Source organism: uncultured Ruegeria sp. (assembly GCF_947489545.1).
Taxonomy (GTDB): domain Bacteria; phylum Pseudomonadota; class Alphaproteobacteria; order Rhodobacterales; family Rhodobacteraceae; genus Ruegeria.
This window is the reverse complement of record NZ_CANLDZ010000038.1, coordinates 1-22,627: the sequence shown is the minus strand read 5'-3', so window position 1 is coordinate 22,627 and position 22,627 is coordinate 1. Positions and strand designations below refer to the sequence as shown.

Below are 22,627 nucleotides of genomic sequence, written 5' to 3'. Positions count from 1 at the left end.
CTGTTCCATGAGTTTGGCGCGGGCAGTGAGGTGAATGTTGCCGGGGCGACCCTGACGACCGAGAGTGAGCCCTGGGCGGTTGGGGTCGGCTTCGGCGGCAACTATGCCCTGACGGACCGCGTGGATCTCTTTGGCGAAGCCTCTTATGCCACCGGGCTCAGCAACGCCAGTGATACCAGCGCTCTGAGTGCAAATGCTGGCCTCAAAGTGGTGTTCTGAGGGGGTGTGTCTGGTCGTTGTGATGACTGGAACGTCAGCAAGTAGGCAATTCAGGAGCAGCGCACCGACCACGCCGAATATCAGCCAATTCTCCGCGACAAGCCCGCATTGGTAGGATGAGCCCTTTCCGGACCTCCGCTAGCACGAGTGATTTTGCTAGCGCAGCACGTCGTGGATCGCAGAAACCGGACGTTGGATTTCCCAGATTGGAAAGGCGAGAGAGCGGACAGAGCTGCCGTTCACTCGACGCGCGCCAACGTCTGCGTTAAGGCTTATTCGCGGAATGTCGCATTTGGTTCTAGTAAGGAACAGGTCTGATCCATTGCCTACTGCCCCAATTCAGATCAATTCACTGGTAGCGGAATTTGCCGTTCTGGACTGGCAGGAAAGTCTAGAATTCTACACGAAATGCCTAGAATTCAAGATCTCCTTCCAACGTCCCGACGAGGGCTTCGTCTTCTTGGAGTTCGAGGGCGCTCAGGTCATGTTCTATCAAGCGAATCTGGAGCGTAATTTGGTGACTGATCAGGCACCTTTGGAACGACCTCTAGGTCGCGGTGTCAATCTGCAAATTCAAACGAAATCCATAGAGCCGCTTGTTCAGAAACTGGAGCGAACTGGTGTCGATCTTTCCTTTGAACCAGAAGAACGGTGGTATCGCGTCGGAGAGTTCGAAATTGGCGTTCTACAGTTCGCTGTCGCTGATCCAGACGGATATTTGCTTCGCTTCAGTGAAGCCATCGGCAGTCGCGCCGCTTCCCGGTAACTGACATTTGTTCATTTTGCAGCATCGGTCACTCGGGCTCGACGCAGTCGTTCGCTGCGCAGTGCATCAGTGATCGCTATGCGGACTTTGCCGCCGTTGCCCTTCTGGGATCTTGCTGGCGCAGCATCCCCTTGCAGGTGCGGCACACTCATTGTTGCGTTGCAGCCGATGTCGCCAGAGCGGTCATTGAAAGCCAATCTGAGGTGCGAAATTCAAACTGTCTTTTCGCCACAACCGGGACCGATCGTCGACGAGCAGACTTTGCAGCCATTCGGTTGCCCTCGCTGAATGTTCGTTACTCAAAAATAGACCCGACGCTTGGCCGGGTCAGTTGGTGACGACGGGGATCGTCACTCGGTAATGTGGTGGTCAAAGGTATTCCAGAAAGCGCCTCATTCTGCTTGTTGGGACTTGCGCCTGACAAAGCGGGAAAAAAGCCGGCCGTCAGTTACGGCAAAGCCTAAAGCAATGATGGCAAACCCAATCCACGCATTCGGCTCCATCTTTTCACCGAGGAATGTAACACCGAGGCCGATAGCGAACGGTGGGATCAGTAGGGTAACTAAAAGAAGGTTGGCGGCACCGGCACGAGCAAGGATTGCGAAATATAGAACATAGGCCAGCGCTGTTGATAGAGAGGCCATCCCAATGAGCGCCGCCCATACACCAGCAGACAGAGCGAAGCTTGGAGCGCCATCCATCACGAGAACAATAGGGATCATGAGCACCGTGCTGCCGATCAGCATGCCAAGTGCATTCACAAGTGGTGGTTGGCCTGAAAGAGCAGTTCTGCCCCAGACACCGGCAAATGCATAGGAGAGCGTCGCCCCAAGAATAGCCAGCTGTGCCAGATTGCTCGGATTGAACTCGGTCAATGCGCTTGGCCCCATAATGAAGGCCACCCCTAATATACCAAGTGCCGCACCTGCTATCTTCTTCGGAGTCAGCGGCTCGTCCTTAAGAAGCAAGCCAGCCGCGACCGCAGCAAACATTGCCGTCGTTGCGTTGAGTATTGAAGCCAACCCGCTGTCGATTTGCGTTTGCCCCCAGAAGATCAGCGAGAATGGGATTGCGTTGTTGAGCGCTCCCATAACGAGATAAGTGCCCCATATCCGGGGTGCGCGCGGGGCGCTCAATCCTTTGAATAGGACGATTAGCGCAAGAATAGGAACCGCCCAGATCACCCTATGCAGCGTTATTGTCAGTGGTGGCACTTCCGTCAGTGCAACCTCGCCGAAGAAGAACGACCCGCCCCAAACCGCAGCAAGCAGAAACAGCATGACGCTGGCTGAGAAATCCATTGCTGACATGGGTTGGTTTGTCATGTGTTCTGGTTCCGTCACTAACTATGATCCTAACGGATTAGCTTACGTGACCTCGATATCGCGACCCGTTTCTTGCGGAAAACCAATACAAAGCCAACTTTCATCTATCCAACTTTGAACGGCTGTATTCGCCTATCGGTGGAGTGCCTCAGCAATCATTTCTGCAAGCCTTTCGGGCTGATCAACGCTCGCCCAGTGCGTGGCCTTTTCGAGGACGATCCGATCCATCTTGTTTTCTTCCAGCCAACGGACGGTGCTATCCGGACAGTTGTCAGGGTTGTAGAAATAAATCACATTTGCCGCGTTCTGCAAAAGCTCGCCGGGCACGCAGCCTGCTGAAAAATGCCGTGCGTCGGTGCCGAGTTGCCACAGCGCCAGAATATCGGCCTTCGATACTTCATTACGATACCGTCGGATGATTGGTGCCGTTCTCGCCATTTCATCAAGCCGCTCAAGAAACGCAGCACGAAACGCAACCGGATCTCCGTAGTCGGCGGCAGTTCCAGAAAAATAGGCATCCTCAGCAGTGATGTTACCTTCTAAAGAAATGATGGTTGTCAAAGGACAGTCGGCCCTTTTGGCGGCCAGGGAGGCTATGATTGAAGCAATCGAATGAGCGACAATGATCTCGGCTCCGTGCTCGTTCGCTTCGTCGGCGACGGTTTGTGCAAGTGCTTCAAGAGTTGTTTTCTTTGCCAGAGGCTGAGCGCCAAATCCCGGAAGATTGATGGGTAGCAAACGATAGCTGTTGGCAAGCTGGGTGTCAGCCAAACCTTCAAACATGCTCGCATTGTCACCAAAGCCTGCAACACAGAGAATGGCGGGTGTTTCATCGTTCACTTGACTGGGGTGTTTGGTCATTTCGGCTTCCAGTGCATCGTATGCAGACATTAACACGGCTCCGCAGTATTCGACAATTTGGGCTCTACTAGCACCTTCTCCGCGGCCTACACCAAGGGCCGGTCTCGTATGGATCGGCTTTTGCTGCGAACCGCATGAACTGGCAGGGCAGCGGACAAAACCGACTTTGGATTTCCCCCATTCGCTGACGCAGCATCAGTTTGCAATCGCGGCATGACTATCATTGCGATGCGGCGTGTGCCACCAAAGTTGTCGTTCTATGATGTTAATTCTGCTCGAACTGTAACTGAACTTTCGCCGTGGCTTTATCCAACAATTCACGCTCGGGCGCAGAGCGACATAAGGGTGTGGCTGGCGGCTGGGGTGACGGAAATGCGATGTTGCGGTATTGATCAGGCAACACGCTGCCGCAGGAACTTGGGTCACTTGGATAGGTGCGTTCGGTCCAGAGTTCGACAAGTCAGCCAAGCAGAACCTCAAGGTTCCTCGGCGCGGTGCCGCTGCCCGGTTGGCTTAAAGCACTGCACCGATTTGCCAAGGAACGAATTCGACACCGCCAAACCCCTGGGCTTCGCTTTTGGTTTTCGCACCGCTGGCGGTCGCGATCATTGCTTCAAAGATTTCTTCGCTTTTGTCCGCCAACAAGGTGCCCTCGACGATGTCGCCACAGTTGATGTCGATATCTTCGCCCATCCGCGCAAAAAGTTCAGAGTTGGAAGAGAGCTTGAGCCCGGGTGTCGGCTTGTAGCCTGACACCGATCCTCGCCCGGTGGTGAAGGCAATCAGGTTTGCACCAGACGCGATCTGCCCTGTGACCGAACATGGATCATAGCCAGGGCTGTCCATAAACACGAGGCCGCGCGCGGTTAAAGGGGCCGCATAGTCAAACACTCCAGACAAAGGCGCTTGGCCCGATTTGGCAACGGCGCCAAGGGACTTTTCCAAGATCGTGGTCAGCCCACCGCGTTTGTTGCCGGGGCTTGGATTGTTGTTCATTTGTGCGCCGTGGCGGTCGCAATAGGGTTTCCCACCAGACGAGCTTATCCAGCAGCGCCTGCGCGACGTCAGGCGACGCCGCGCGGGCCGTCAACAGGTGTTCTGCGCCATAGATCTCGGACGTTTCTGATAAGATCGACGTGCCACCTTGTTGCACCAAAAGGTCAGATGCGCCGCCCAAGGCGGGGTTGGCGGTAAAGCCCGAACAACCGTCCGACCCGCCGCACTGCATACCCAACACCAATTCCGATAGAGGCGCGGGCTGGCGTGTGGCCTGATTGGCGTATTCCGCAAGCGATGCCAAATGTGCCAGTCCCGCGTCGATCGTTCGCCTTGTTCCGCCGGTTTGCTGAATCGGCATATAGCGCAGGGGGCCGTCATCGGTAATCTGTTGCCCTTTGACCAGATCGGCCAATTTCAAAACCTCACAACCAAGCCCCACCAACAAGATGCCGCCAAAGTTTGGATTGCGGGCATAGCCTGCAAGAGTGCGCAACAACAGGTCATAGCCCTCGCCACGGTTCGACATGCCGCATCCAGAGCTGTGGACGATCGGAACGATGCCGTCAATATTCGGGGAAGCGTTCAACAGCCCTGATCTTTCGGCCTCTTCTGCGATGAAACGTGCGACCGATCCTGAGCAGTTCACAGAGGTTAGGATGCCGATGTAATTGCGCGTGCCGACACCACCGCCTTCGCGATGATAGCCCAGAAAACTGCGCTGCGTTTCAGGTTGCGGTAAGGGCTGCGCCAATGTGCCAGCGGCCGTGCCAGTCGCATGATCGCTCATGCTGATGTTGTGACTATGCACATGTGATCCGGAGCGGATGGCGACGTCGGCCTGCCCGATAATCTGGTCATATCGCCGAATGCTTGCCCCAGCCGCAATATCTTGAGTGGCCATCTTATGAGACTTGGGAATGTCTTCGACTGCCCCATCGGCTCCCGCCTTCAGGGCTTTGAGTGCGATAACGACATTATCTTCTTCGTGCAGGCGTAGGGTAGACGCGGACACCATTATTCTCCAAGTGTGATGATCACTTTGATCAGGCTGCCGCGGTTTTCGGCCAATGCCTTCATCCGGTCGGGCAGTTGATCAAGAGGCATCTGTGCCGAACACAAAGCATCCGTATCAATGTCGCCCGCTTTGATGGCGGACAGAACCCAATCAAAATCAGACTGCAAAGCATTCCGACTGCCCACTAGGGTCATCTCGCGTTTGTGAAACTCCGGGTCGCTGAAGGTTACAGTTTCCTTGACCACGCTGACCAAGACATACGTGCCGCCAAATGCGACGGCGGCAAAGCCTGCTTCAATAGCGCGTTGGTGCCCCGTGGCATCAAAAACCACGTCAAAACCGTTTCCGGCACCCACCGCGCCAGCCACTGATGTAGAACCTTCGGGGAAGTTGAACGCCGATTGGACGGCAGATAGTCGTTCCTGACTGACATCCAACAAGGACACGTCTGCGCCTCGAAGCCGCGCAAACAACGCAACCCCGATCCCTATCGGACCAACGCCTGTTACAAGAACCTTGTCGCCATGCTGGATGCGCGAGCGGTTCACGGCATGTGCCCCGATCGCAAGAAATTCGACCATCGCGGCCTGTTGTGGGCTCAAGCCGTCCGCGCGGATAAGATTGCTTATGGGAACCGCAATTTGCGGCGTCATGCCACCATCACGGTGTACGCCCAGTACCTCTATATTGGTGCAGCAGTTAGGTTTGCCACGGCTGCATGAATGACAAGTGCCGCAAGACAAATAGGGATTGATGACAACGAGGTCCCCCTTTGTGAAACCACCTGCATCCGCAGCCAGCCGTCCGCTCAGCTCATGTCCGATGACGCGCGGGTATTCAAGGAACGGGTGTTTGCCCTCAAAGATGTGGTAATCCGTTCCGCATAGCCCGACAGAACAGATATCAATCAACGCCCAACCGTCGGGAACGTCAATTTGCGCGACACGGTGTTCGACGACGAAGGTTCCGGGTTCAACCACAACACCATGTGGACGTGTTGTCGCGTTCATGACGCATCTCCACGGGGTTCCCATCCATCCGGCAGCGTGCCTTTGATGATCAAACTCAGAATATCGTCTTTGTTCACGTCTTCGATGCGAAACGCGCCGACATTGCGGCCTTTATTCATCACCATCACACGGTCACACAAATCAAACACGTCGTGCATATCGTGACTGATCAGAAAGATGCCAATCCCTTCGCTTTTCAGACGCAGGGTTAAATCCGCCACCATCGCGGTTTCGGACGGACCAAGGGCTGCCGTGGGCTCGTCCATGATCAGAATTTTGGCTTGAAAGTAGATCGCGCGAGCGATCGCGATGACTTGACGTTGACCACCTGAAAGGCGTGCCACGGGATCGCGCAGGTTCTTGAAGTTCGGGTTCAACTGACGCAAAGCTTCTGTCGCCTCAGCCAGCATGCGCTTTTCGTCCAGATTGCCGAAACGCGTTTTTAGTTCGCGGCCCATGAACAAATTGGCAGGCGCGTCCAGATGGTTGGCAAGGGCGAGCGTCTGGTAGATCGTTTCGATCCCGTATTTACGCGCGTCTTGCGGCGACTTCATATCGACCGCCTGTCCGTTTACGCGGATCGCACCGCTGTTGGCACGCATCGCACCGGACAAAATGCGCATGAGGCAGGATTTACCCGCACCGTTGTGGCCCAGAACACCCACGACTTCACCAGGGTAAAGATCCGCTGAAACCTTTTCTACGGCGTGGATACCACCGAACGTCTTAACGATATTGTCCATCTCAACCAGAGGCTGAGCGTTTTGCGCGGTGTCCAACATGTCGGGGTCCTTTGACGCAGGAAACGGGCCAGCGCGAAAGCCGCGCCAGCCCGGGGGAGAATTAGTAGAGGACGTTCTGAGCCTCTGGGGAGTCGATGTTATCTTTCGTCACCATCACGACGCCCGTGTCGATGAAACTATCGACGGTTTCACCGGCGATCACAGATGCAACTGCATTCACACCCAGCTCACCCATCTGGAACGACCCTTGCACCGCAGTCGCCAGCAATGTGCCGCTTCTGACCATGTCTTGCAGGTCTTCGTTCCCGTCAAAACCGATGGCCGTGATCGTACCGGCTTTGCCGGCCTGCTCAAGAGCGCGGCCCATGCCGATGGCTGTCGGCTCGTTCGCGCCAAAGATGCCGACCAGCTCGTTCGCAGCCAAGATGTCAGTTGTCTGATTCAACGCCGTCGCCATCTGGGATTGCGAATAGAATGGGCCAACAATCTCGAGATCAGAGTTTGCTTCGATATGGCTGACAAAGCAACCTACGCGGCCAATCTCGGACCCGACGCCAGCAACGTATGACATCACAGCGACATTGCCCGTTGTGCCCGCGTTTTCGATCATCATGGCGGCAGCCTGCTCACCAGCGGCGCAGTTATCGGTGGACAGGAACGTCTGATAGTGTGCTTCACTCCCTTCGGCCAAGCCGCTGTCTATGATTGCGACGGGGATGCCTGATTCAAACGCACGCTTTACGACAGGGGCCAGCGCCTCTGGATCGGATGGGGCCAACACGATGCCGGCAACGCCGCGGTTGATTGCGTTCTCGACCAGTGCCACCTGATCGTTCACCGCAGATTCAGAGGCCGGGCCACTAAAGCTCATAGTGTGCTCTGCATGGCCTTCGATGGCTGCGGAGGCACCCTTGTTGACGTTCTGCCAGAAGTTAGAGTTCGTCGTCTTTACGATGACAGCGATTTCACCTGCGGCAGCAACCGATCCGGTTGCGGCAAGTAGGCTTGCTGTGATTGCAGTTGCGAGTAGGTTCTTCATAGTTTCCTCCCAAAATGAAGATAGTTAATTCTTGTTGCGCACTTGGTCGATATAGACCGCCCCGATCACCACAAATCCGATGATGATCATCTGAATGAAGGCCGATGTTCCGGCCATGTTCAGCCCGTTTCGCAGCACGCCGATGATAAAGGCACCGATCATACTTCCCGAGATACTGCCGACACCGCCCATAAGGGATGCGCCGCCGATCACAGATGCCGCGATCGCGTCAAGTTCGTACATCACGCCTTCATTGGGTTGCACAGTCACAAGACGAGACATCAGGACCATACCGGCAATCCCGGAAAGTGCGCCGGACGCGGTGTAGGCCCAGATTTTTGTTCGATCCACGTTGACGCCGGACAGGCGCGCAGCTTCTTCGTTCGAGCCCAAAGAATAGAGGTGACGGCCAAATTGGCGTTTCTGCAGCAGATACCAGCCCAACACGGCCATGACCAAAAGCAGGATCGCTGGGTAGGGAATTCCGGGAAAAATGACTTTGGGAAAACCGTTGTCCTGCATTTCAACGACACGGAACAGCGCGCCATTGCCCAACCTGCCAAAAGCCTCGCCCAGGCGGCTGATCGGTGCAGCTCCGGTCAGTTGCAATGCCAGCCCACGTGCGATCAGCATCATGCCCAATGTGGCCACAAATGGTGTAATGCGCATCTTTGCAATCACTAAACCGTTCACGAAGCCACAGGCTGCTCCTGTCAAAACACCAAGCATCATTGCTGGTGGAACGGGCACCCCGGCCTTGATTGTCAAACCTGTGATGACGCCCGAAAGAGCAAGGATCGACCCGACGCTAAGATCAATACCTCCGGTAATAATCACCATGGTCATCCCGATGGCCAACAAGCCAATGACAGAGGTCTGCAACAAAACAGTCAGGCCATTGTTAACCGACAGGAATGCCGATGATGACAGCGAGAATATGAAGATCAGGATTAATAGCGTCGCGACTGCGGACAGTTTGTGCAGCGACGTGCCTTTTGGCAAAAAACGGAGCCTGCGTTCGTTCTGGGGTGTATCAGATGACACCGGCTTTCCTCCCGACGTGGTCGACTTGTCTTTTATTATTTAGAACAGAAAGGATCGGCTGGTCACAGTCAAGTGTTTTAAATTTTTTTGTACGGAATTGAAAAAACCGGTAGAAGACTACAGAACCAGACGACAGGACAGACGCCTTGGCACGTAGCAATGTACGACTAATAAGATCATACAACTCCATGCTAGAGTATTGTAACAAAATGGAAAAGGGGCAGTCCCTTCCATCAGAAAACTCACTCGCCAAGGAGCTGGAAGTCAGCAGAACCGTAGTTCGCGGGGTGCTGGACCGCCTGTCCGAGGTGGGTCTGATTCATCGAAATGGACGTGACAAAATCATTCAACGCGCGGTCCGAAAATCCGACTTTGCCGAGGAGCCAGTCGCATTTCTGGGAATCGAGGAGCTTGAGAATCAGTTCTTTGACTGGATTCTGCGGATGGATGTCCCGCCTCGGACAGTCCTGAATGTGGCCCAGATCGCCAAAGACTTCCACGTCGCGCCCCACACCCTGCAAGAGTTCCTGTCATCGCTAAGCCGGTATGGCATCGTTCAGCGGCGTCCACGCGGTGGCTGGCAACTGGAAGGGTTCACCGAAGCCTTCGCTCTTGAACTGTCTGAGTTTCGAACAGTGCTGGAAATGAACGCGGTCCGACGTTTCGTTTCATTGCCAAAGGATCACCCGGCCTGGACAAAACTGATCCAGCTGGAAGACCAGCACCGCCATTTGCTGTCCCGCATCGAAGTTGACTATCATGACTTTTCAAAGCTGGATGAGACGTTTCATTTCACCATCAACGCGATTGTCGAAAACCGCTTTGTGCGGGACTTTCAAAAGATCATCTCGTTGATCTTCCACTATCACTTTCAATGGAACAAGAAAGACGAGCGCACGCGCAATAAGGCCGCTATCCACGAACACCTTGCCTATATCGACGCGTTGCGCAGCGGCGACCTGAAGCATGCCGAGCGTGCGGCGCAACGGCATCTAGCGACCTCTGCAAAAACATTGGTCAGTTCGCTGCGGGCCCATGAACGGGCAGTCTAGCTGGTCAAAAATGCACGCGAGTCATCTTCCAGATCAAGATTTGCCGCGTCCAGATTGCGCTGCAACGAGCTGACCTTGCCCGTGCCAATCAGCACCGAACAGGCCGAAGGGTGGCACATCGCAAACTGCACCGCTGCCTCAGCCAGCGTTAACCCGACGGCGGCTGCCCGCGCCTGCAACTGGGTTGCTTTTTCGATGATGTGATCCGGCGCAGGTTCGTAGTTGAACCAGACCCCCGGTTTGGGTCCCGTCGCTAAAATGCCAGAGTTAAAGATGCCGCCCAGAACAAGAGAGGTGCCTTGATCCGCACAGGTCTGCAGCAAGCCAGCTTCAGCGCCACGATCCATCAGGGTCAAACGCCCGGCGAGCAGGATTGCATCCAGCGTTTCGCGGGCCATAACATCCAGACAAACCTGAGTTTCATTAACCCCAAGCCCAATGGCTTTTACGCGCCCTGATTGCTTGAGGTCATGCAACGCTTGCATGCCCGACCCCATCAGGTCATCGAAATGTTTTTCGTTCGCTTCGGCACCGTGGGTAAAGGCTCCGATGTCATGCACAAACAGGATCTCGATCTGAGAGGTGCCAAGGCGTTCGCAACTGCCTTCAAAACTCTCCCGAATACCGTTGGCAGTATAATCATAGCGTACCGCGTTGGGCAGCGGATTGACGAACCCATCCACCTCTTTCAAAGGCGCCCCGGGCGACAACACCCGCCCGACCTTGGAGGACAGCACATATTGATCGCGTTGTTTGCCTTTCAGCCATGCGCCAAATCGCACCTCGGACCTGCCGCGCCCGTAGTGAGGTGCCGTGTCGAAATAGCGGATCCCTTGAGTCCATGCGTGGTTCATTACGGCGACCGCATCTGCATCGCTGATCTCATGCCCGATATTGCCAAAACTGGACCCACCCAGAGATATGCTGGTCACGCGAAGACCGGTTTGCCCGACCTGTTTGGTTGCAAATGTCATGTCTCACGCTCCATCTTTGCGCGCGCAAGTCTGTTCCAGCCGGGGTTTGGCCGCCAGATCGCCGTTATCTTTGGCAAAACTCAAAAAGGCGGCGATGCGCCGTTCGATCTTCATTGCGTGGTTTTGTGCAATGTCCGCAACCGCATGGTCGAGAAACGGATTGGCAAACCGCTCCAACGTCGTTGCTGCATAATCATCAAACGCATCCCCCTGTCCGGCAGCGGCAAAACCGGGCCGCACCTCGTCGGTATAAATCGTCACCAAGTTGTCGCGCTCTGCCGTGTCGGCCATCATGTCCCGCACCATGACAGTGTCTGCGCCAGCACAGCCGCGCCAACGATCCGCAAGAACGGTATGGCCAAGGTTCAGTACAAAAAGTTTCAACGCCTCGATCTGCGCCAAGGACGGGACCACCTGCACTGCGGGATGACTGCAAGGCACACGCAGCCCCGGCTGATCCTCAATCGCCCAAAGCGCATATGGTTCGGCCACAGCGCCCGCTGGCTCAATCGGCTGTGATACGATGCGGTCAACCAATGAGTTCACCCACGTCACACCAGTTGCAAGGTAGTCATGGAAGGCGGGCGGGCCGTTTTGCGCAAGCTCCATAACGCGCGCCTTGAGGACAACACCGTTGCCGGAAATAAGCTCCATCGGCATGATCTGGATCGGGAGAGCGCCGCCATCAAATCGCGCCCGCAACAGCAAGTGCAGCTTGGCGGGAAACGACATCGCCTGATTAAACGTATGTCCTACGTCCTCAGGCTGTGGCGCATATCCCGCATCGCCGGTGTTGGACATAACGATCTGTGCTTCTTTCACGAACACACGCTGCACCGCATCCCAATCGGCTGCGGTGGACAACCCGCGCGTGATGCTGCTGACCGTGGCTGTTTCCTCAACACGCGCGCCGTTCTCGATCCCCTCGACACGAACCGGAAATGGTGAGGCAAGCGCGGCCACCCGCCCGGCGCGCGAGGCATCGCCAGAACTCTGCACGACGCAGATCGGTCCGACATCTTGCCCGCTCTCGCGCGCTTCAGAGATAAATAGGTCTGCGTGTGCTTGCAAAAAACGGCTGGTGCCAAACTGCATGATGGGGGTCGGGCTGCTCAATTTGCGTGGCCTTGTGATGACTGCTTTACAAAAGTGTTTTTAATAATATAAAACAAAAAGCACAAGAACTACTTGGATCCCCCTTATGGCAACTCCGGCACAAATCGACGCGCATCAGCATTTTTGGCAAATTGCGCGGGGCGATTACGACTGGATGAGCGATGACGTCGCAGCCATCCGCCACGATATCCTGCCCAATGATTTGGAACCACACTTGCGGCAGCACAACATTGACGGCACGGTGTTGGTGCAAGCGGCGGGAACGGTGGCCGAAACCGAATTCATGGTCAGCTTGTCGCGGCAAGCACCCTTTATCAAAGGTGTTGTCGGTTGGATCGATCTGGAAGACGACCGTGTCACGACCACGTTAGATCGGTTGGCCCAACACCGGATCCTCAAGGGGATCCGCCCAATGCTGCAGGACATTGAAGACACGAACTGGATTTTGCGCCGTGACGTCCTGACAGCATTGGATCATGTCGCGCAAACAGGGCTGCGCTTTGACGCTCTCGTCCTCCCAAGGCATCTGGATGTGCTGGCCCAAGTGGCGGAACGCTTGCCCGACCTTCCGATCGTCATTGATCATTGCGCGAAACCGCTGATCGCGGGCGGCGCCGACCCGGGAAATTCATGGCGCGACGGTATGGCGAAACTGGCCAGCTTCCCCAACGTGCACTGCAAAATATCCGGACTGGCCAACGAGGCCGGTGAAGGGTGGGCCGCCGAGGGGCTGGCACCTGTCGTTTCTCATGTTGTGTTAGTCTTTGGCCCGACGCGCCTGATGTGGGGCAGCGATTGGCCCGTTCTGAACCTTGCGGGGGATTATGCGCAATGGCGCGCTGTGTCGGTCCAATTGCTGGGTGACTTGCCAGCAGATGCGCAGGCCGCAATCTATGGCGGCACCGCAGCCTCGTTTTATGGATTGGAAACTACGCAATGACGTATCGCATCGCCTGCATCGGTGAGCCCCTGGCAGAACTTTCAAACGGACCGGACGGTCTGGGTACCGCCTTTGGGGGCGACACCCTGAACACCGCGATCTATTGCGCACGTGCGGTTGCTGGGCAGGACATCGCGGTGTCCTACGTAACGGCCATCGGGGAAGACGCAGCCTCAACCGCCGCGCTTGATTTGATGCGCGCCGAAGGCCTGAACGTCGATTTCGTGCGGCAAGACCCTGACCGCCAGATCGGCATCTACGCCATCCAAAATGACGAACACGGCGAGCGGCATTTCCACTATTGGCGTGACGCGTCTGCCGCACGGCAGTTGTTTGCCACCGATAACAGCCCCGAGGCGCAGGCCATTGCGCAGGCCGACCTAATCTATCTGTCCGGGATCACGCTTGCTATTTTGTCCCCCGCCGCACGCGACCGTTTGTTCGCGGCTCTCTGTGCGCGGCGCAAGGCAGGCGGGGTGTTCGCATTTGACTCCAACATGCGCCCCGCGCTGTGGGAGAATGCCAACACCGCCAAATCCCAAACCCAGCGGTATTGGCAGATCACCGACATCGCTTTGCCTACATTAGAGGACGAAGCCGCGTTATTTGGTGATGCGACGCCCCGCGATGTTGTCACCCGGCTACAGAGCCTCGGTATTACGGATGGTGCCGTGAAACACGGGGCCAGCGGGCCTGTTGCGCTGAACGAAGGGTGCGAGGCCCTGATGTTCGAGCCCGCCGCGCGGGTGATCGATACGACCGGCGCCGGTGACAGTTTTAACGGGGCCTATCTTGCGGGCATCGCACAAAACCTTCCTGATGCCGAAAACCTTATGACGGCGCATCGGCTGGCGGCGCAGGTCGTAGGTCACAAAGGGGCCATTCTGCCGCGCGATCCGGCACCGACTGTGCGCCGGATCGGCAGCGTCATTCGGCTGCACCCCGAACATTACGCCGAATACACCCGCCTGCACGCAGAGGTTTGGCCCGGCGTTCTTGCCCGCCTCAAGGCCTCCAACTTTCGCAACTATTCGATTTTCCTCAAGCGGCCCGAACACCTGATGTTTGGCTATTTTGAGTACACAGGCACCGACTTTGCCGCGGATAACGCGGCCATCGCTGCTGACCCGACCACGCAAGATTGGTGGAAGGTCTGCGGCCCCATGCAAGATCCGTTTGAAACCCGAAAAGACGAGGAGTGGTGGGCTGAGATGGAGCAGGTCTTCTATTTGGAATGACCATAACCGCCGAAGGGGTGTTTTGTTTCAAATCGCGGACACCTCTTTCTCTAACGCAACTCGGGATCTTACAGGAGGTCCAGCGCTCCTTTTTTGAATGATATCAACGACTAGAAGCTGTGCTGAATGGGCACGTGATCTCCAACCAACCGAGAGCAACAGCGAACAGACAACATGAGGCAAAAGTCTGCGCTGTTTGCAAATTGAAACTTAAGGATCCTATTTCTGCAGTCTTAACCGGGAATGACCGCTTTTATGGTTGCCGCGTAAACTGCTCAGATTTGCAAACGCAGCAGAATTTGCATTTGTGCGCGCGCAGCACAAAGGACAAACGTACAATTTGGGCTCGGAGCAGCCATTCTCTGCAGTGGGTTCAGACAGGTGGTTTGAGCCCTTACCGGACCTTCATCCCACTTTGAGGCTTCGCTCGTGCAGAGGGTCGCAAACTGCACATTCCGGACGTTCGAATTCCAGTACCACATGGCAAGTGAGCGGACATAGTTGCCTTTTGACATCTTTCTAATAATGGCTGCTTTACGTGACAAAGGAGCCAGACGAGTATCTGTCAAAGCGAAAATTGAGCAAATCGTTAGCCTCTCTCAGGCGATCTCGCTTGTAGGCTCAGCAGCGTCAAAAATCACAGCTTCACGGTTTTTGACATCACCAAAGAAGGGCATCTTGAGTTGTTCGGTCCAAGACCGCACGGCCAGCCGGCTTTCCGGTCGATGCTTTTGAGGAATTCTTGACCAGGTTTCATCATCGATCTCAACTTCTCCAGAGACCCTCCGAAAGAATACACCATGCCGATCTTCTTCTGGACACGCCGTCTCAAAGACAATTCCCGCATCCGCGAGCATCTGGACTTGCTCTAACCGGCTTTTGCGATGCATTTTCTTCGCCGAATGAAATGCGCGGCATGCGGAACTAACCGCGTTTTTCCGAGCATCTAAAGCGCGCCAAAGAAACGTGTTCGCTGCTTCGGTTTGAGACGGCACTTGCCAAACACGGCAATCGAACGCAGGTAGTTTCTCGCCACCCAATTCCGAATAGAATTTTACACCTGCCATGGACGCAAGAACGCTCGTCATCTTTTGAACCTTGCCATCAAAGAAAACCGAACCGCCATCTGTGTTCTGCCAGACCAAGCTGATTTCGTCAGATTGGACGTAGCCAATTTTGGCGTGCGTTTCTCCGACTAACCATGCGCAGGTAGCCCGCATTGCGTTAGAGATTCGAGCGTCAAAGGGCTTCTCGCAGCGTCGTGTGAACATGCTGAAGGAGCGGCCATCAATTCTCGCACAAATTGGCAAAGACGGTTCAAGCCGATTGCTGGTGGCAACAGCTTCATAGGCCTTCATACGATCACCAAATTCGTCAGGAATCTTCGCCAAAAGAACCTCTCTTTCACTTAGAGTTTAATACTTACTCAATAACGCAGCGGGAAAGCGCTTGCTCTTTTTGAGTGCACCAACCCGCTAGACCAAAAGTATCTAAACCAAGGGTCAGTCTCGCTTATAGTTCCTCGATTTCCACTGCCAAGCCCTCTACGATCAAACACTGTCCAAAAGCCGCCATCCGTACACTTTGCAGCATCGGAGATTTTGGGCTCGATGCGGCCATTCTCTGCGACGTCCCCAATTGGTCTAAAGAGCCCGAAGCTGCCCTTGATCCCACTTCCGCCTTTCGCTGATGCAGCGGGCCGCAAACTGCGCAGAGCCGCCCTTGATGCGGTTCGAACCGACACTATGACTGCCTACAACTGCTGATGACCGCTCTGAGCCCATTTGGGGATAGCCATGGTTGGAATTGCCGCAACTGTGGCGCTGCTGTGGGTTTTGGCGCTCTTATAGGTCACACCCGATTTACGAAAGCTTGATAACTTGGTCGTTGATGTGCATTTGTGGTAACATCACGTAATGAAAGGGTACCAGCGCAATGCCTAAGAAGAGCAGTGCAACAGTGAGCCGAAATACCAGCTCCGGCAAATTCACAGTTCGCAAGAACGGTGGAACTGCGGCTGTTTACACATCTTCCAAATCAGCGCCTTCCACCGTGAAGAAATCGATCACCACAAACAGGGACGCTCTTAAGCGACTGGCTAATCGGTAAACGGCACTACCGGGTGAAGCTCGGCGACGTTCTGGAAGCCCATGAACAGTCGCTAGAGGCATTCGGTGGGCTTCCCGGAATCAGTAATCTAGACAGCATCCTGGGGGCTATTGGCAGGCCGTATCACGGTTATCACCGCATGATGCACGCCAAGGCGGCTGCTTTGCTGCATGGATTGGCAACATCGCACGGCTTTAACGACGCGAACAAGCGCACAGCCTGGCTTTCGATGGAAGTTCTGTGTGCCAACAGCGGCTACGAACTAACCGTCCGAGATGATGACAGAATCGATGATCTGGTGGTTGATGTGGTTACCGGCGATGTCAGCCAAGATGAACTGGAACAGTGGATAAGAGAGCGACTGACCAAGCAGTTCTGAGGGGTTAGCGCAGGCTCTCACAGTAGGCGGCAAGTTGTAAGGGAGGCTCAGACATTTGCAACGCCAAGTGTCCGTTTCTGAGCCCCGAGCCGACATTGCCGCTCAGCTTAAGCGCTGCGGATGCATTTGGCGGCTTTCGGCCGGTTGCAGACCATGTTCCTCAGGGTGATGAAAACGAACACTGCCGGACAAAGCATGGGTAATCGGGCTGACCAAGTTGATAGGTCAGGTTCTTGATAGAGTTGCAGCGTGTTTCTGCAATTTGAGGAGAACGAAATGGATTATTTTGTGGGCTTGGATGTCTCGCTTCGGTCGGTCGCCGTGTGTGTTATTGATGCGAAGGGCAACCGCATTTTTGAACGGTCAGTCGCGTGTGAGGTAGACGATCTAGTCTGCTGTTTGGGGGATGTCCCAGCGGGAGAATGTCGCGTTGGATTTGAGGCTGGCGCTATGAGCCAGCTTCTATTCTTCGGGCTGCAGAAAGCTGGTTTTGATGTGGTTTGTATGGAGGCACATCAGGTCAGTGCAGCACTCTCAGCGATGCGCAATAAGACTGACAAGACGGATGCTCGCGGGATTGCGAATGTGCTAAGGTCTGGCTGGTTCAATCCAGTGCATGTGAAGAGCCGAGAAGCCCATGCCGTGCGTGCCTTACTCAGCAGCCGCAAGGCCGTTCAACGCAAGTGCATTGATCTCGCGAATGAGGTACGGGGTCTTTTGCGCGTATTTGGGCTGTGCCTTCCACCGCGTATTGACCAAGCCTCCTTTGATGAGCGGGTGCGCCCGCTCATTGAAGCCGATCCAGACCTGTCCCAAGCGCTGCTGCCATTGCTAGACGCTCGAGCAATGCTCTACAGTGCATATCGTGAATTGGATCGGCGCGTGAAGCGAGCGGCCAGCCATGACGAGGTTTGTATGCGCTTCATGGCCATCCCTGGCGTCGGACCGATAGCGGCACTAACATTCCGCGCCGTAGTCGATGATCCGTCACGGTTCACCAGCTCTCGTACAGTAGCGGCGCACTTTGGATTAACGCCCCGCCGATATCAGTCCGGCGAAATGGACAATCCTGGCCGCATTTCCAAAGCGGGTGACCGAGATGTCCGATCAACGCTATATGCTGCGGCAAACACAATGATGATGCGATCAGTTGCTGGCTCTGAGATCAAAAGTTGGGGCCTTCGGTTGATGCGTCGCAAGGGTCGCCGTCGCGCTGTTGTAGCCGTCGCCCGCAAACTGGCAGTCATCATGCACCGCATGTGGGCCGATAACACCGAGTTCCGTCACAAACCTTTGGAGGCCGCTATGACCTGACAGCCTTCCAAAGCTAAATGATGGGATCGTCCCTCACCGGACAAGGTCTGTAGATGACGCCGAATAAGTCTGTTGCGATCAAAAAGCGCGAGACAAAGCGGGGCGCTCTACGTCCATTCCGACACATGCATGCAGCGGCCCAACCGAACCGGGCCAGTAGTGACTGCGAAGAGAAGCGTGACCCGGATGAAGGACAGCGATCCTCATAGGACGAAAAAACAATGAAATGAACTTGACCCAAACGCCCGATTAGAGAAGCGGGCTTTTCCCGGTAGGCTTTCTAAACGGAACGAAGTAAAATCGCCTGATGACGACGGATCTACAACACCTACTGTCAGCACAGGAAAATCAAACCATGAATGAACCGCACGGTAACGCGATGCGAAAGCACGAGCTGCCGTCGATCGCTGAGCTTCGAGACAGATACGAATACGAGCCTGAAACTGGTGACATTAAGGGGACTTACGGAAAGGCCCTACGAGCTGAACTGCGTGGGTATTTGTGTGTAGATTTCCAAGGCGTAAAAATCTACCAGCATCGCTTGGCGTTCGCATTGATGATGGGCAGATGGCCTCACCTGATTGACCACAGGAATGGGAACAAACTCGATAATCGATGGAGTAACCTAAGAGAGACAACTCATTCAAAAAACATTACTGGTATACACCGTCGGCCAAGAACAAAGCTCCCATATATTTCGAAAACTGAATACGCTTACCGTTTCCGCTGCTGTGGTTTCAACGCGAAAACGACACTATTTTGTAACGCCGTCAAGATCCGAAACGAATACGACCAATATGGACCAAAGGCTGCTAGAAACCTCGCGAACTTTCTCAAAGCTGCGAAGGGCGCGACGACTGCATAGGGCTCGATGCGGCCATTCTCTGCGACAATCCTGAATTGGCCGAATGAGCCCTGACCAGACCTTCACCGAACTTTGCGTTGTGCTCGTGCAGAAGGTTCTTAACCGCGCAAACCGGACATTCTTAACTAAGCTGTGGTGACAAAATCAAAGCCTGGCAGGCACGGCCCTCATCATAGCTTGCACCTATCTAAATATAGGATTGGAATATTTCCCAATACAGCAACCAGGTTCTAAGGTTGGGTATGGAACGAACTGATCGGTCCTTGTGGGCTCGGCTAAAAACCGCCAATATTCGCAATAAATTCAGCCTGTTACTTGCAGGCCGAGTGGGTCTGGCGTATCATCGGTTCATCGGTTCATCGGTTCATCGGTTCATCGGTTCATCGGTTCATCGGTTCAGAGCCTTCGCTGCGCCCTGACGCAGACAGTGGTACTTACCGGCTAAATTATCCTTACATTCTGACACCCGGCCTTAGGCCGACCATCGCTCGTGGGTTTACAGGCCATCCGATCTCGGATTCCGGATCGGATGGCCTGACGCGGTCGCCCCTAAATCCCTATGACATGCGATTTGGCCGTCACCGGGTCGGGGTCGGAGACAACCGCCTCACACTTTACCACAATTGGAACGGAACCACGTTTGGGACGGGTAGCGCGAAAGCAGCGCTGCCGATCGCCGACGGCGGTTCGCTTCCGCTTGAAGCCCAAACAAAGCCTCTGGCCGGTGCCCATACCTATGCGCGCATTAATACCAGCCAACTGATCGCCCGACGGACAAGGCGGTGCCGTGTCCCGATCCTGTTCAGACACGTTGGCGATACCCCTCACAGGAGTGTTTCAAAATGACAATTGAGAACTTTGACATCCAGCCCGCCCTTCGTTTGCGCACCGTCCTGGTTCGGGGCGGACGTTTGACCAAGTTCAAGGGCCATGTGGCGAGCATTGCGCCGGGTCTCTTCGTGGTGGCGAGTGCTGCGGTGCTGTTCTCAGGTGGCGCGGCTCAGGCCAGTGAGTGCGGGGCAGACACGGGCGGTCAAACTAGCCTCACATGTAACTCTAGCCATAACACCGCAAATGGCATCACCTATACCAATGCAGATGGGCTCAATCTGACACTCCCGGCGGATCCTGAGCTTACTGTGGGCGGTTCCGGGGTGCGCGTGCAAGGGCGGCACGGTCATAATCGTGTGGTCATGCTTGGGGGTTCTGTCGTCGCGACTGCCGATGACGACAATCACGGTATTCATGCGGAGCTTGTAACCACAGACATGGAGACCGAGCTCGATGTGCTGGCACAGATGGTAGATGGAAATGTCGAAGCGCGCGGTGCGGATGCCTATGGGCTTTATGCGAGATCCAACGGTAATGGCCGGGTTGAAGCGCTAGTGCAAGGCGGTACTGTCATCTCGGGCGGTCACGGGGCTATTGCGAAGGCCACAGGCAACGCAGAGGCGCGCGTCGAACTGAATGGTAAAGGGAGCATCACCACGACTGGTGCAAATGCCATGGCGCTTTTTGCGCAGTCCGAGAACGCGGCGAGTAACGTGACCGTGACCGCGACCGTGAAGGGCGGAGCGACAATCACCACAGACGGTAGGCAGGCTCATGGGGCTTTGGCGAGCAATAAGGGTAATGGCGATGCGTATGTTGTGATGGAGGGTGCTGGCACGAGAATCACTACCAATGGGGCAAACAAGTCAGATGGGGACGGTAATTCTTACGGGCTTTGGGCAAGTGTCACCCAGTTCCAGGGCGAGGGGGGCTTTGGCAATGCGACCGCGGAAATGAAGGGCGGTAATATCCGCATGAATAACGGGTCGAATGCGTACGCGGTTTATGCGTCTATCAAAAACAAGGAGAATGAAGCCACGGCGACCGCACGCCTGACCAACGGGTCTATCAGAACGATGACACACCGTGGCTATGGACTTTTTGCGCTGACCAATGGCACTGGCGAGACCGCGGCGGTCGCGGAAATATTGGGCGGCAATATCCGCACGAATGTAAATGATGATGGGAACAATGCTTACGGGCTTTGGGCGTATCTCGAGGGCGTAACGAGCGACGAGGCCAGGGCGATCGTGCGTATGGCCGAAGAGGAGAATGTAAGGACAACTGTCAGGACAAGCGGTAGCAGCAGCTTTGGGATTGTGGCGAGCACCACAGCCCTTGGCCATGTGGAGGCGCAAATGGAAGGTGGCACGCTCATCACGGATGGGGCACTCGCTCACGGGGCTTTTGCGTGGATCTACGGCGCGGACAACGCATCCACGGCGGTGATGAACATGACCGGAGGGGAGATCGAAACAAGCGGTGACGGAGCCTATGGGATTGCGGCGGAGGTCAGCTCCACGAGTGGAGGCGTAGACAGGACGACGGATAGCACCGCCACGGCGACGGTGAACATGAGCGGAGGGGAGATCGAAACAAGCGGTGCTGACGCCCGTGGGATTGTGGCGAGGTCCAGTGGCCTTGGTGCGGTGAGTGCGCAAATGAGTGGCGGCAGAGTCACCACGGTTGGACAGGAATCTCACGGGCTTGTGGCGCAGATCACCAACGCGGAGAGTAATGCTGCGGCGACGGTGGGAATAACCGGCGGGAAGGTCAGAACGGTCGGCCACTTTGCCTCTGGGCTTTGGGCAACGACCGAAGGTGTTGGTAATGCGACCGCGGAAATGAAGGGCGGCACGGTTCGTACGTATGAGGCAGAATCTCACGGGCTTTTTGTGGAGATCAGCAACGCGGGTAGCGCCGCCACGGCGACGGCGAACATAACCGACGGGGAGATCACTACAGAAGGTGGCAATGCGCATGGGGTTTATGTGGTCAACCTTGGCAATGCGACGGCGCAATTGGACAGCGGGAAGGCGATTGTCAACCTGGGCACGGGCGCTGTTGTCGCGGCTTCCGGCACGGGCGCAGACGGGATTCGCGCTGAGGGTGCGAGAGGCTTTGATGTTGACGTCGCCGGTACTGTGACGGGCGGATCTGGTAACGGCGCAGCGATCCGAACGATATCCAGCGCCGGGGGGACGATTGATATCGCCAGCACCGCCAGGGTGACTGCGGGAACGTCTGGTCTTGCGATACAGGACGGGGATGGTGACGCGGTCATCACTTCGGCAGGGACAATCGTCGGCGACGTTCGTCTCGGGGCGGGTGACGACAGACTGACCCTGGCAGGTGGCAGTGTCACCGGTGGTGTTGATGGTGGTGCGGGCGGTAATGATCATCTGACCTTGAGTGGTCAGATCAGGACGACACTGGATAATTTCATCAATTGGGAGCATCTGACGCTGAAAGATGGGACGAACCTGCGCCTGGATGGGACGGACAGACTGGATATGGATCTGTCCATCGACGCGGGGTCCGTGTTCCACGTGACTGGTGGGGGCAGCCCCACCGGGGCGACCATTGCAGGTGATGTGGCCAACGCGTCTGGCGGAGGGATCACCATCAGAGGTGGTGTGACCAATAGTGGTACCTTAAGCGTGCAGGACGGGGATACGGATGATGTGATCACCATCGAGGGGGATTACACCGGCTCGGGAAGCAGCGTTGTTGCCCTGGATACGGTTTTGGACAGCGGTGGTCCTGGCTCCGACAGGCTCGTGATCAC

19 protein-coding genes and 1 pseudogene are annotated in these 22,627 nt (G+C 55.6%); 10 read left to right on the top strand and 10 right to left on the bottom strand.

The features are described 5' to 3' along the window. Positions 1-219: autotransporter outer membrane beta-barrel domain-containing protein (locus Q1B13_RS25650; protein ID WP_299085677.1), on the top strand; the 219-nt coding region annotated here is incomplete at its 5' end. Positions 220-502: 283 nt separating this feature from the next. Further along, positions 503-985, top strand: a complete 483-nt coding sequence (locus Q1B13_RS25645) for a VOC family protein (protein ID WP_299085679.1) — start codon at positions 503-505, stop codon at positions 983-985. Positions 986-1,377: 392 nt separating this feature from the next. On the opposite strand, the gene Q1B13_RS25640 is transcribed toward Q1B13_RS25645, so the two are convergent. The 7 genes and pseudogenes from Q1B13_RS25640 to Q1B13_RS25610 form a co-directional block, all read right to left on the bottom strand. Then, positions 1,378-2,310, bottom strand: a complete 933-nt coding sequence (locus tag Q1B13_RS25640; protein WP_299085681.1) for a DMT family transporter — start codon at positions 2,308-2,310, stop codon at positions 1,378-1,380. A 132-nt stretch (positions 2,311-2,442) separates the two neighbouring features. Then, positions 2,443-3,201 carry an alpha/beta hydrolase gene (locus tag Q1B13_RS25635; RefSeq protein ID WP_299085682.1) on the bottom strand — a complete coding sequence of 253 codons (759 nt, stop codon included), beginning with the start codon at positions 3,199-3,201 and terminating at the stop codon, positions 2,443-2,445. 483 nt (positions 3,202-3,684) lie between these two features. After that, positions 3,685-5,185, bottom strand: a pseudogene (locus Q1B13_RS25630) (UxaA family hydrolase). After that, positions 5,185-6,195, bottom strand: a complete 1,011-nt coding sequence (locus Q1B13_RS25625) for a zinc-binding alcohol dehydrogenase family protein (protein WP_299085685.1) — start codon at positions 6,193-6,195, stop codon at positions 5,185-5,187. The pseudogene Q1B13_RS25630 and the gene Q1B13_RS25625 overlap by 1 nt, the downstream one beginning before the upstream one ends. Then, entirely contained in the window at positions 6,192-6,977 is a 786-nt protein-coding gene (locus tag Q1B13_RS25620) for an ATP-binding cassette domain-containing protein (RefSeq protein WP_299085686.1), read from the bottom strand. Before Q1B13_RS25620 ends, Q1B13_RS25625 begins: the two co-directional genes overlap by 4 nt. Positions 6,978-7,038: 61 nt before the next feature. Beyond that, a complete protein-coding gene (locus tag Q1B13_RS25615; RefSeq protein WP_299085688.1) occupies positions 7,039-7,977 on the bottom strand; it encodes an ABC transporter substrate-binding protein in 939 nt (312 codons plus the stop codon). Positions 7,978-8,001: 24 nt separating this feature from the next. Continuing rightward, positions 8,002-9,021, bottom strand: a complete 1,020-nt coding sequence (locus Q1B13_RS25610) for an ABC transporter permease (protein ID WP_299085691.1) — start codon at positions 9,019-9,021, stop codon at positions 8,002-8,004. A gap of 188 nt (positions 9,022-9,209) precedes the next feature. Between Q1B13_RS25610 and Q1B13_RS25605 the strand changes: the two genes are divergently transcribed. Next, positions 9,210-10,073, top strand: coding sequence for a GntR family transcriptional regulator (locus tag Q1B13_RS25605; protein ID WP_299085693.1), 864 nt, complete (start codon positions 9,210-9,212; stop codon positions 10,071-10,073). Here the strand turns inward: Q1B13_RS25605 and Q1B13_RS25600 are convergent. Next, positions 10,070-11,047: an aldo/keto reductase gene (locus Q1B13_RS25600; protein ID WP_299085695.1), complete on the bottom strand. Its 978-nt coding sequence runs from the start codon at positions 11,045-11,047 to the stop codon at positions 10,070-10,072. The genes Q1B13_RS25605 and Q1B13_RS25600 overlap by 4 nt on opposite strands. Positions 11,048-11,050: 3 nt before the next feature. After that, positions 11,051-12,163, bottom strand: coding sequence for a mannitol dehydrogenase family protein (locus Q1B13_RS25595; RefSeq protein WP_299085697.1), 1,113 nt, complete (start codon positions 12,161-12,163; stop codon positions 11,051-11,053). 85 nt (positions 12,164-12,248) lie between these two features. Between Q1B13_RS25595 and Q1B13_RS25590 the strand changes: the two genes are divergently transcribed. Next, positions 12,249-13,103, top strand: coding sequence for an amidohydrolase (locus tag Q1B13_RS25590; protein WP_299085699.1), 855 nt, complete (start codon positions 12,249-12,251; stop codon positions 13,101-13,103). Further along, complete coding sequence (locus tag Q1B13_RS25585; protein WP_299085701.1) at positions 13,100-14,341, top strand: PfkB family carbohydrate kinase; 1,242 nt, start codon at positions 13,100-13,102, stop codon at positions 14,339-14,341. Before Q1B13_RS25590 ends, Q1B13_RS25585 begins: the two co-directional genes overlap by 4 nt. Positions 14,342-14,940: 599 nt before the next feature. Here Q1B13_RS25585 and Q1B13_RS25580 read toward each other — a convergent pair. Next, the gene (locus tag Q1B13_RS25580) at positions 14,941-15,699 is read right to left on the bottom strand and encodes a tRNA(His) guanylyltransferase Thg1 family protein (RefSeq protein ID WP_299800763.1); all 759 of its coding nucleotides are present in this window, start codon (positions 15,697-15,699) and stop codon (positions 14,941-14,943) included. Between the two features lie 764 nt (positions 15,700-16,463). Here Q1B13_RS25580 and Q1B13_RS25575 point away from each other — a divergent pair. The 5 genes from Q1B13_RS25575 to Q1B13_RS25560 all read left to right on the top strand — a co-directional run. Beyond that, positions 16,464-16,829 (top strand): type II toxin-antitoxin system death-on-curing family toxin, encoded by a 366-nt coding sequence (locus Q1B13_RS25575; RefSeq protein WP_298937190.1) that lies wholly within the window; start codon positions 16,464-16,466, stop codon positions 16,827-16,829. Between the two features lie 276 nt (positions 16,830-17,105). Continuing rightward, complete coding sequence (locus Q1B13_RS25570) at positions 17,106-18,143, top strand: IS110 family transposase (protein ID WP_299085704.1); 1,038 nt, start codon at positions 17,106-17,108, stop codon at positions 18,141-18,143. 307 nt (positions 18,144-18,450) lie between these two features. Beyond that, on the top strand, positions 18,451-19,008 hold the full coding sequence (locus Q1B13_RS27115) for an HNH endonuclease signature motif containing protein (protein ID WP_367180733.1): 558 nt from the start codon (positions 18,451-18,453) through the stop codon (positions 19,006-19,008). A gap of 315 nt (positions 19,009-19,323) precedes the next feature. After that, positions 19,324-19,854, top strand: coding sequence for a hypothetical protein (locus Q1B13_RS25565; protein WP_299800758.1), 531 nt, complete (start codon positions 19,324-19,326; stop codon positions 19,852-19,854). Beyond that, positions 19,851-22,627, top strand: a 2,777-nt coding sequence (locus tag Q1B13_RS25560; RefSeq protein WP_367180732.1) for a beta strand repeat-containing protein, incomplete at its 3' end; no start/stop codon positions are given. The genes Q1B13_RS25565 and Q1B13_RS25560, both read left to right, overlap by 4 nt.

What these genes read in the sequence shown, in the direction of transcription:
- Q1B13_RS27115 (WP_367180733.1), top strand. Translation starts at nt 18,451, where the DNA reads ATGACGACGGATCTACAACACCTACTGTCAGCACAGGAAAATCAAACC.
- Q1B13_RS25640 (WP_299085681.1), bottom strand. Translation starts at nt 2,310, where the DNA reads ATGACAAACCAACCCATGTCAGCAATGGATTTCTCAGCCAGCGTCATG.
- Q1B13_RS25580 (WP_299800763.1), bottom strand. Translation starts at nt 15,699, where the DNA reads ATGAAGGCCTATGAAGCTGTTGCCACCAGCAATCGGCTTGAACCGTCT.
- Q1B13_RS25605 (WP_299085693.1), top strand. Translation starts at nt 9,210, where the DNA reads ATGCTAGAGTATTGTAACAAAATGGAAAAGGGGCAGTCCCTTCCATCA.
- Q1B13_RS25600 (WP_299085695.1), bottom strand. Translation starts at nt 11,047, where the DNA reads ATGACATTTGCAACCAAACAGGTCGGGCAAACCGGTCTTCGCGTGACC.
- Q1B13_RS25635 (WP_299085682.1), bottom strand. Translation starts at nt 3,201, where the DNA reads ATGTCTGCATACGATGCACTGGAAGCCGAAATGACCAAACACCCCAGT.
- Q1B13_RS25625 (WP_299085685.1), bottom strand. Translation starts at nt 6,195, where the DNA reads ATGAACGCGACAACACGTCCACATGGTGTTGTGGTTGAACCCGGAACC.
- Q1B13_RS25615 (WP_299085688.1), bottom strand. Translation starts at nt 7,977, where the DNA reads ATGAAGAACCTACTCGCAACTGCAATCACAGCAAGCCTACTTGCCGCA.
- Q1B13_RS25620 (WP_299085686.1), bottom strand. Translation starts at nt 6,977, where the DNA reads ATGTTGGACACCGCGCAAAACGCTCAGCCTCTGGTTGAGATGGACAAT.
- Q1B13_RS25645 (WP_299085679.1), top strand. Translation starts at nt 503, where the DNA reads ATGTCGCATTTGGTTCTAGTAAGGAACAGGTCTGATCCATTGCCTACT.
- Q1B13_RS25590 (WP_299085699.1), top strand. Translation starts at nt 12,249, where the DNA reads ATGGCAACTCCGGCACAAATCGACGCGCATCAGCATTTTTGGCAAATT.
- Q1B13_RS25570 (WP_299085704.1), top strand. Translation starts at nt 17,106, where the DNA reads ATGGATTATTTTGTGGGCTTGGATGTCTCGCTTCGGTCGGTCGCCGTG.
- Q1B13_RS25585 (WP_299085701.1), top strand. Translation starts at nt 13,100, where the DNA reads ATGACGTATCGCATCGCCTGCATCGGTGAGCCCCTGGCAGAACTTTCA.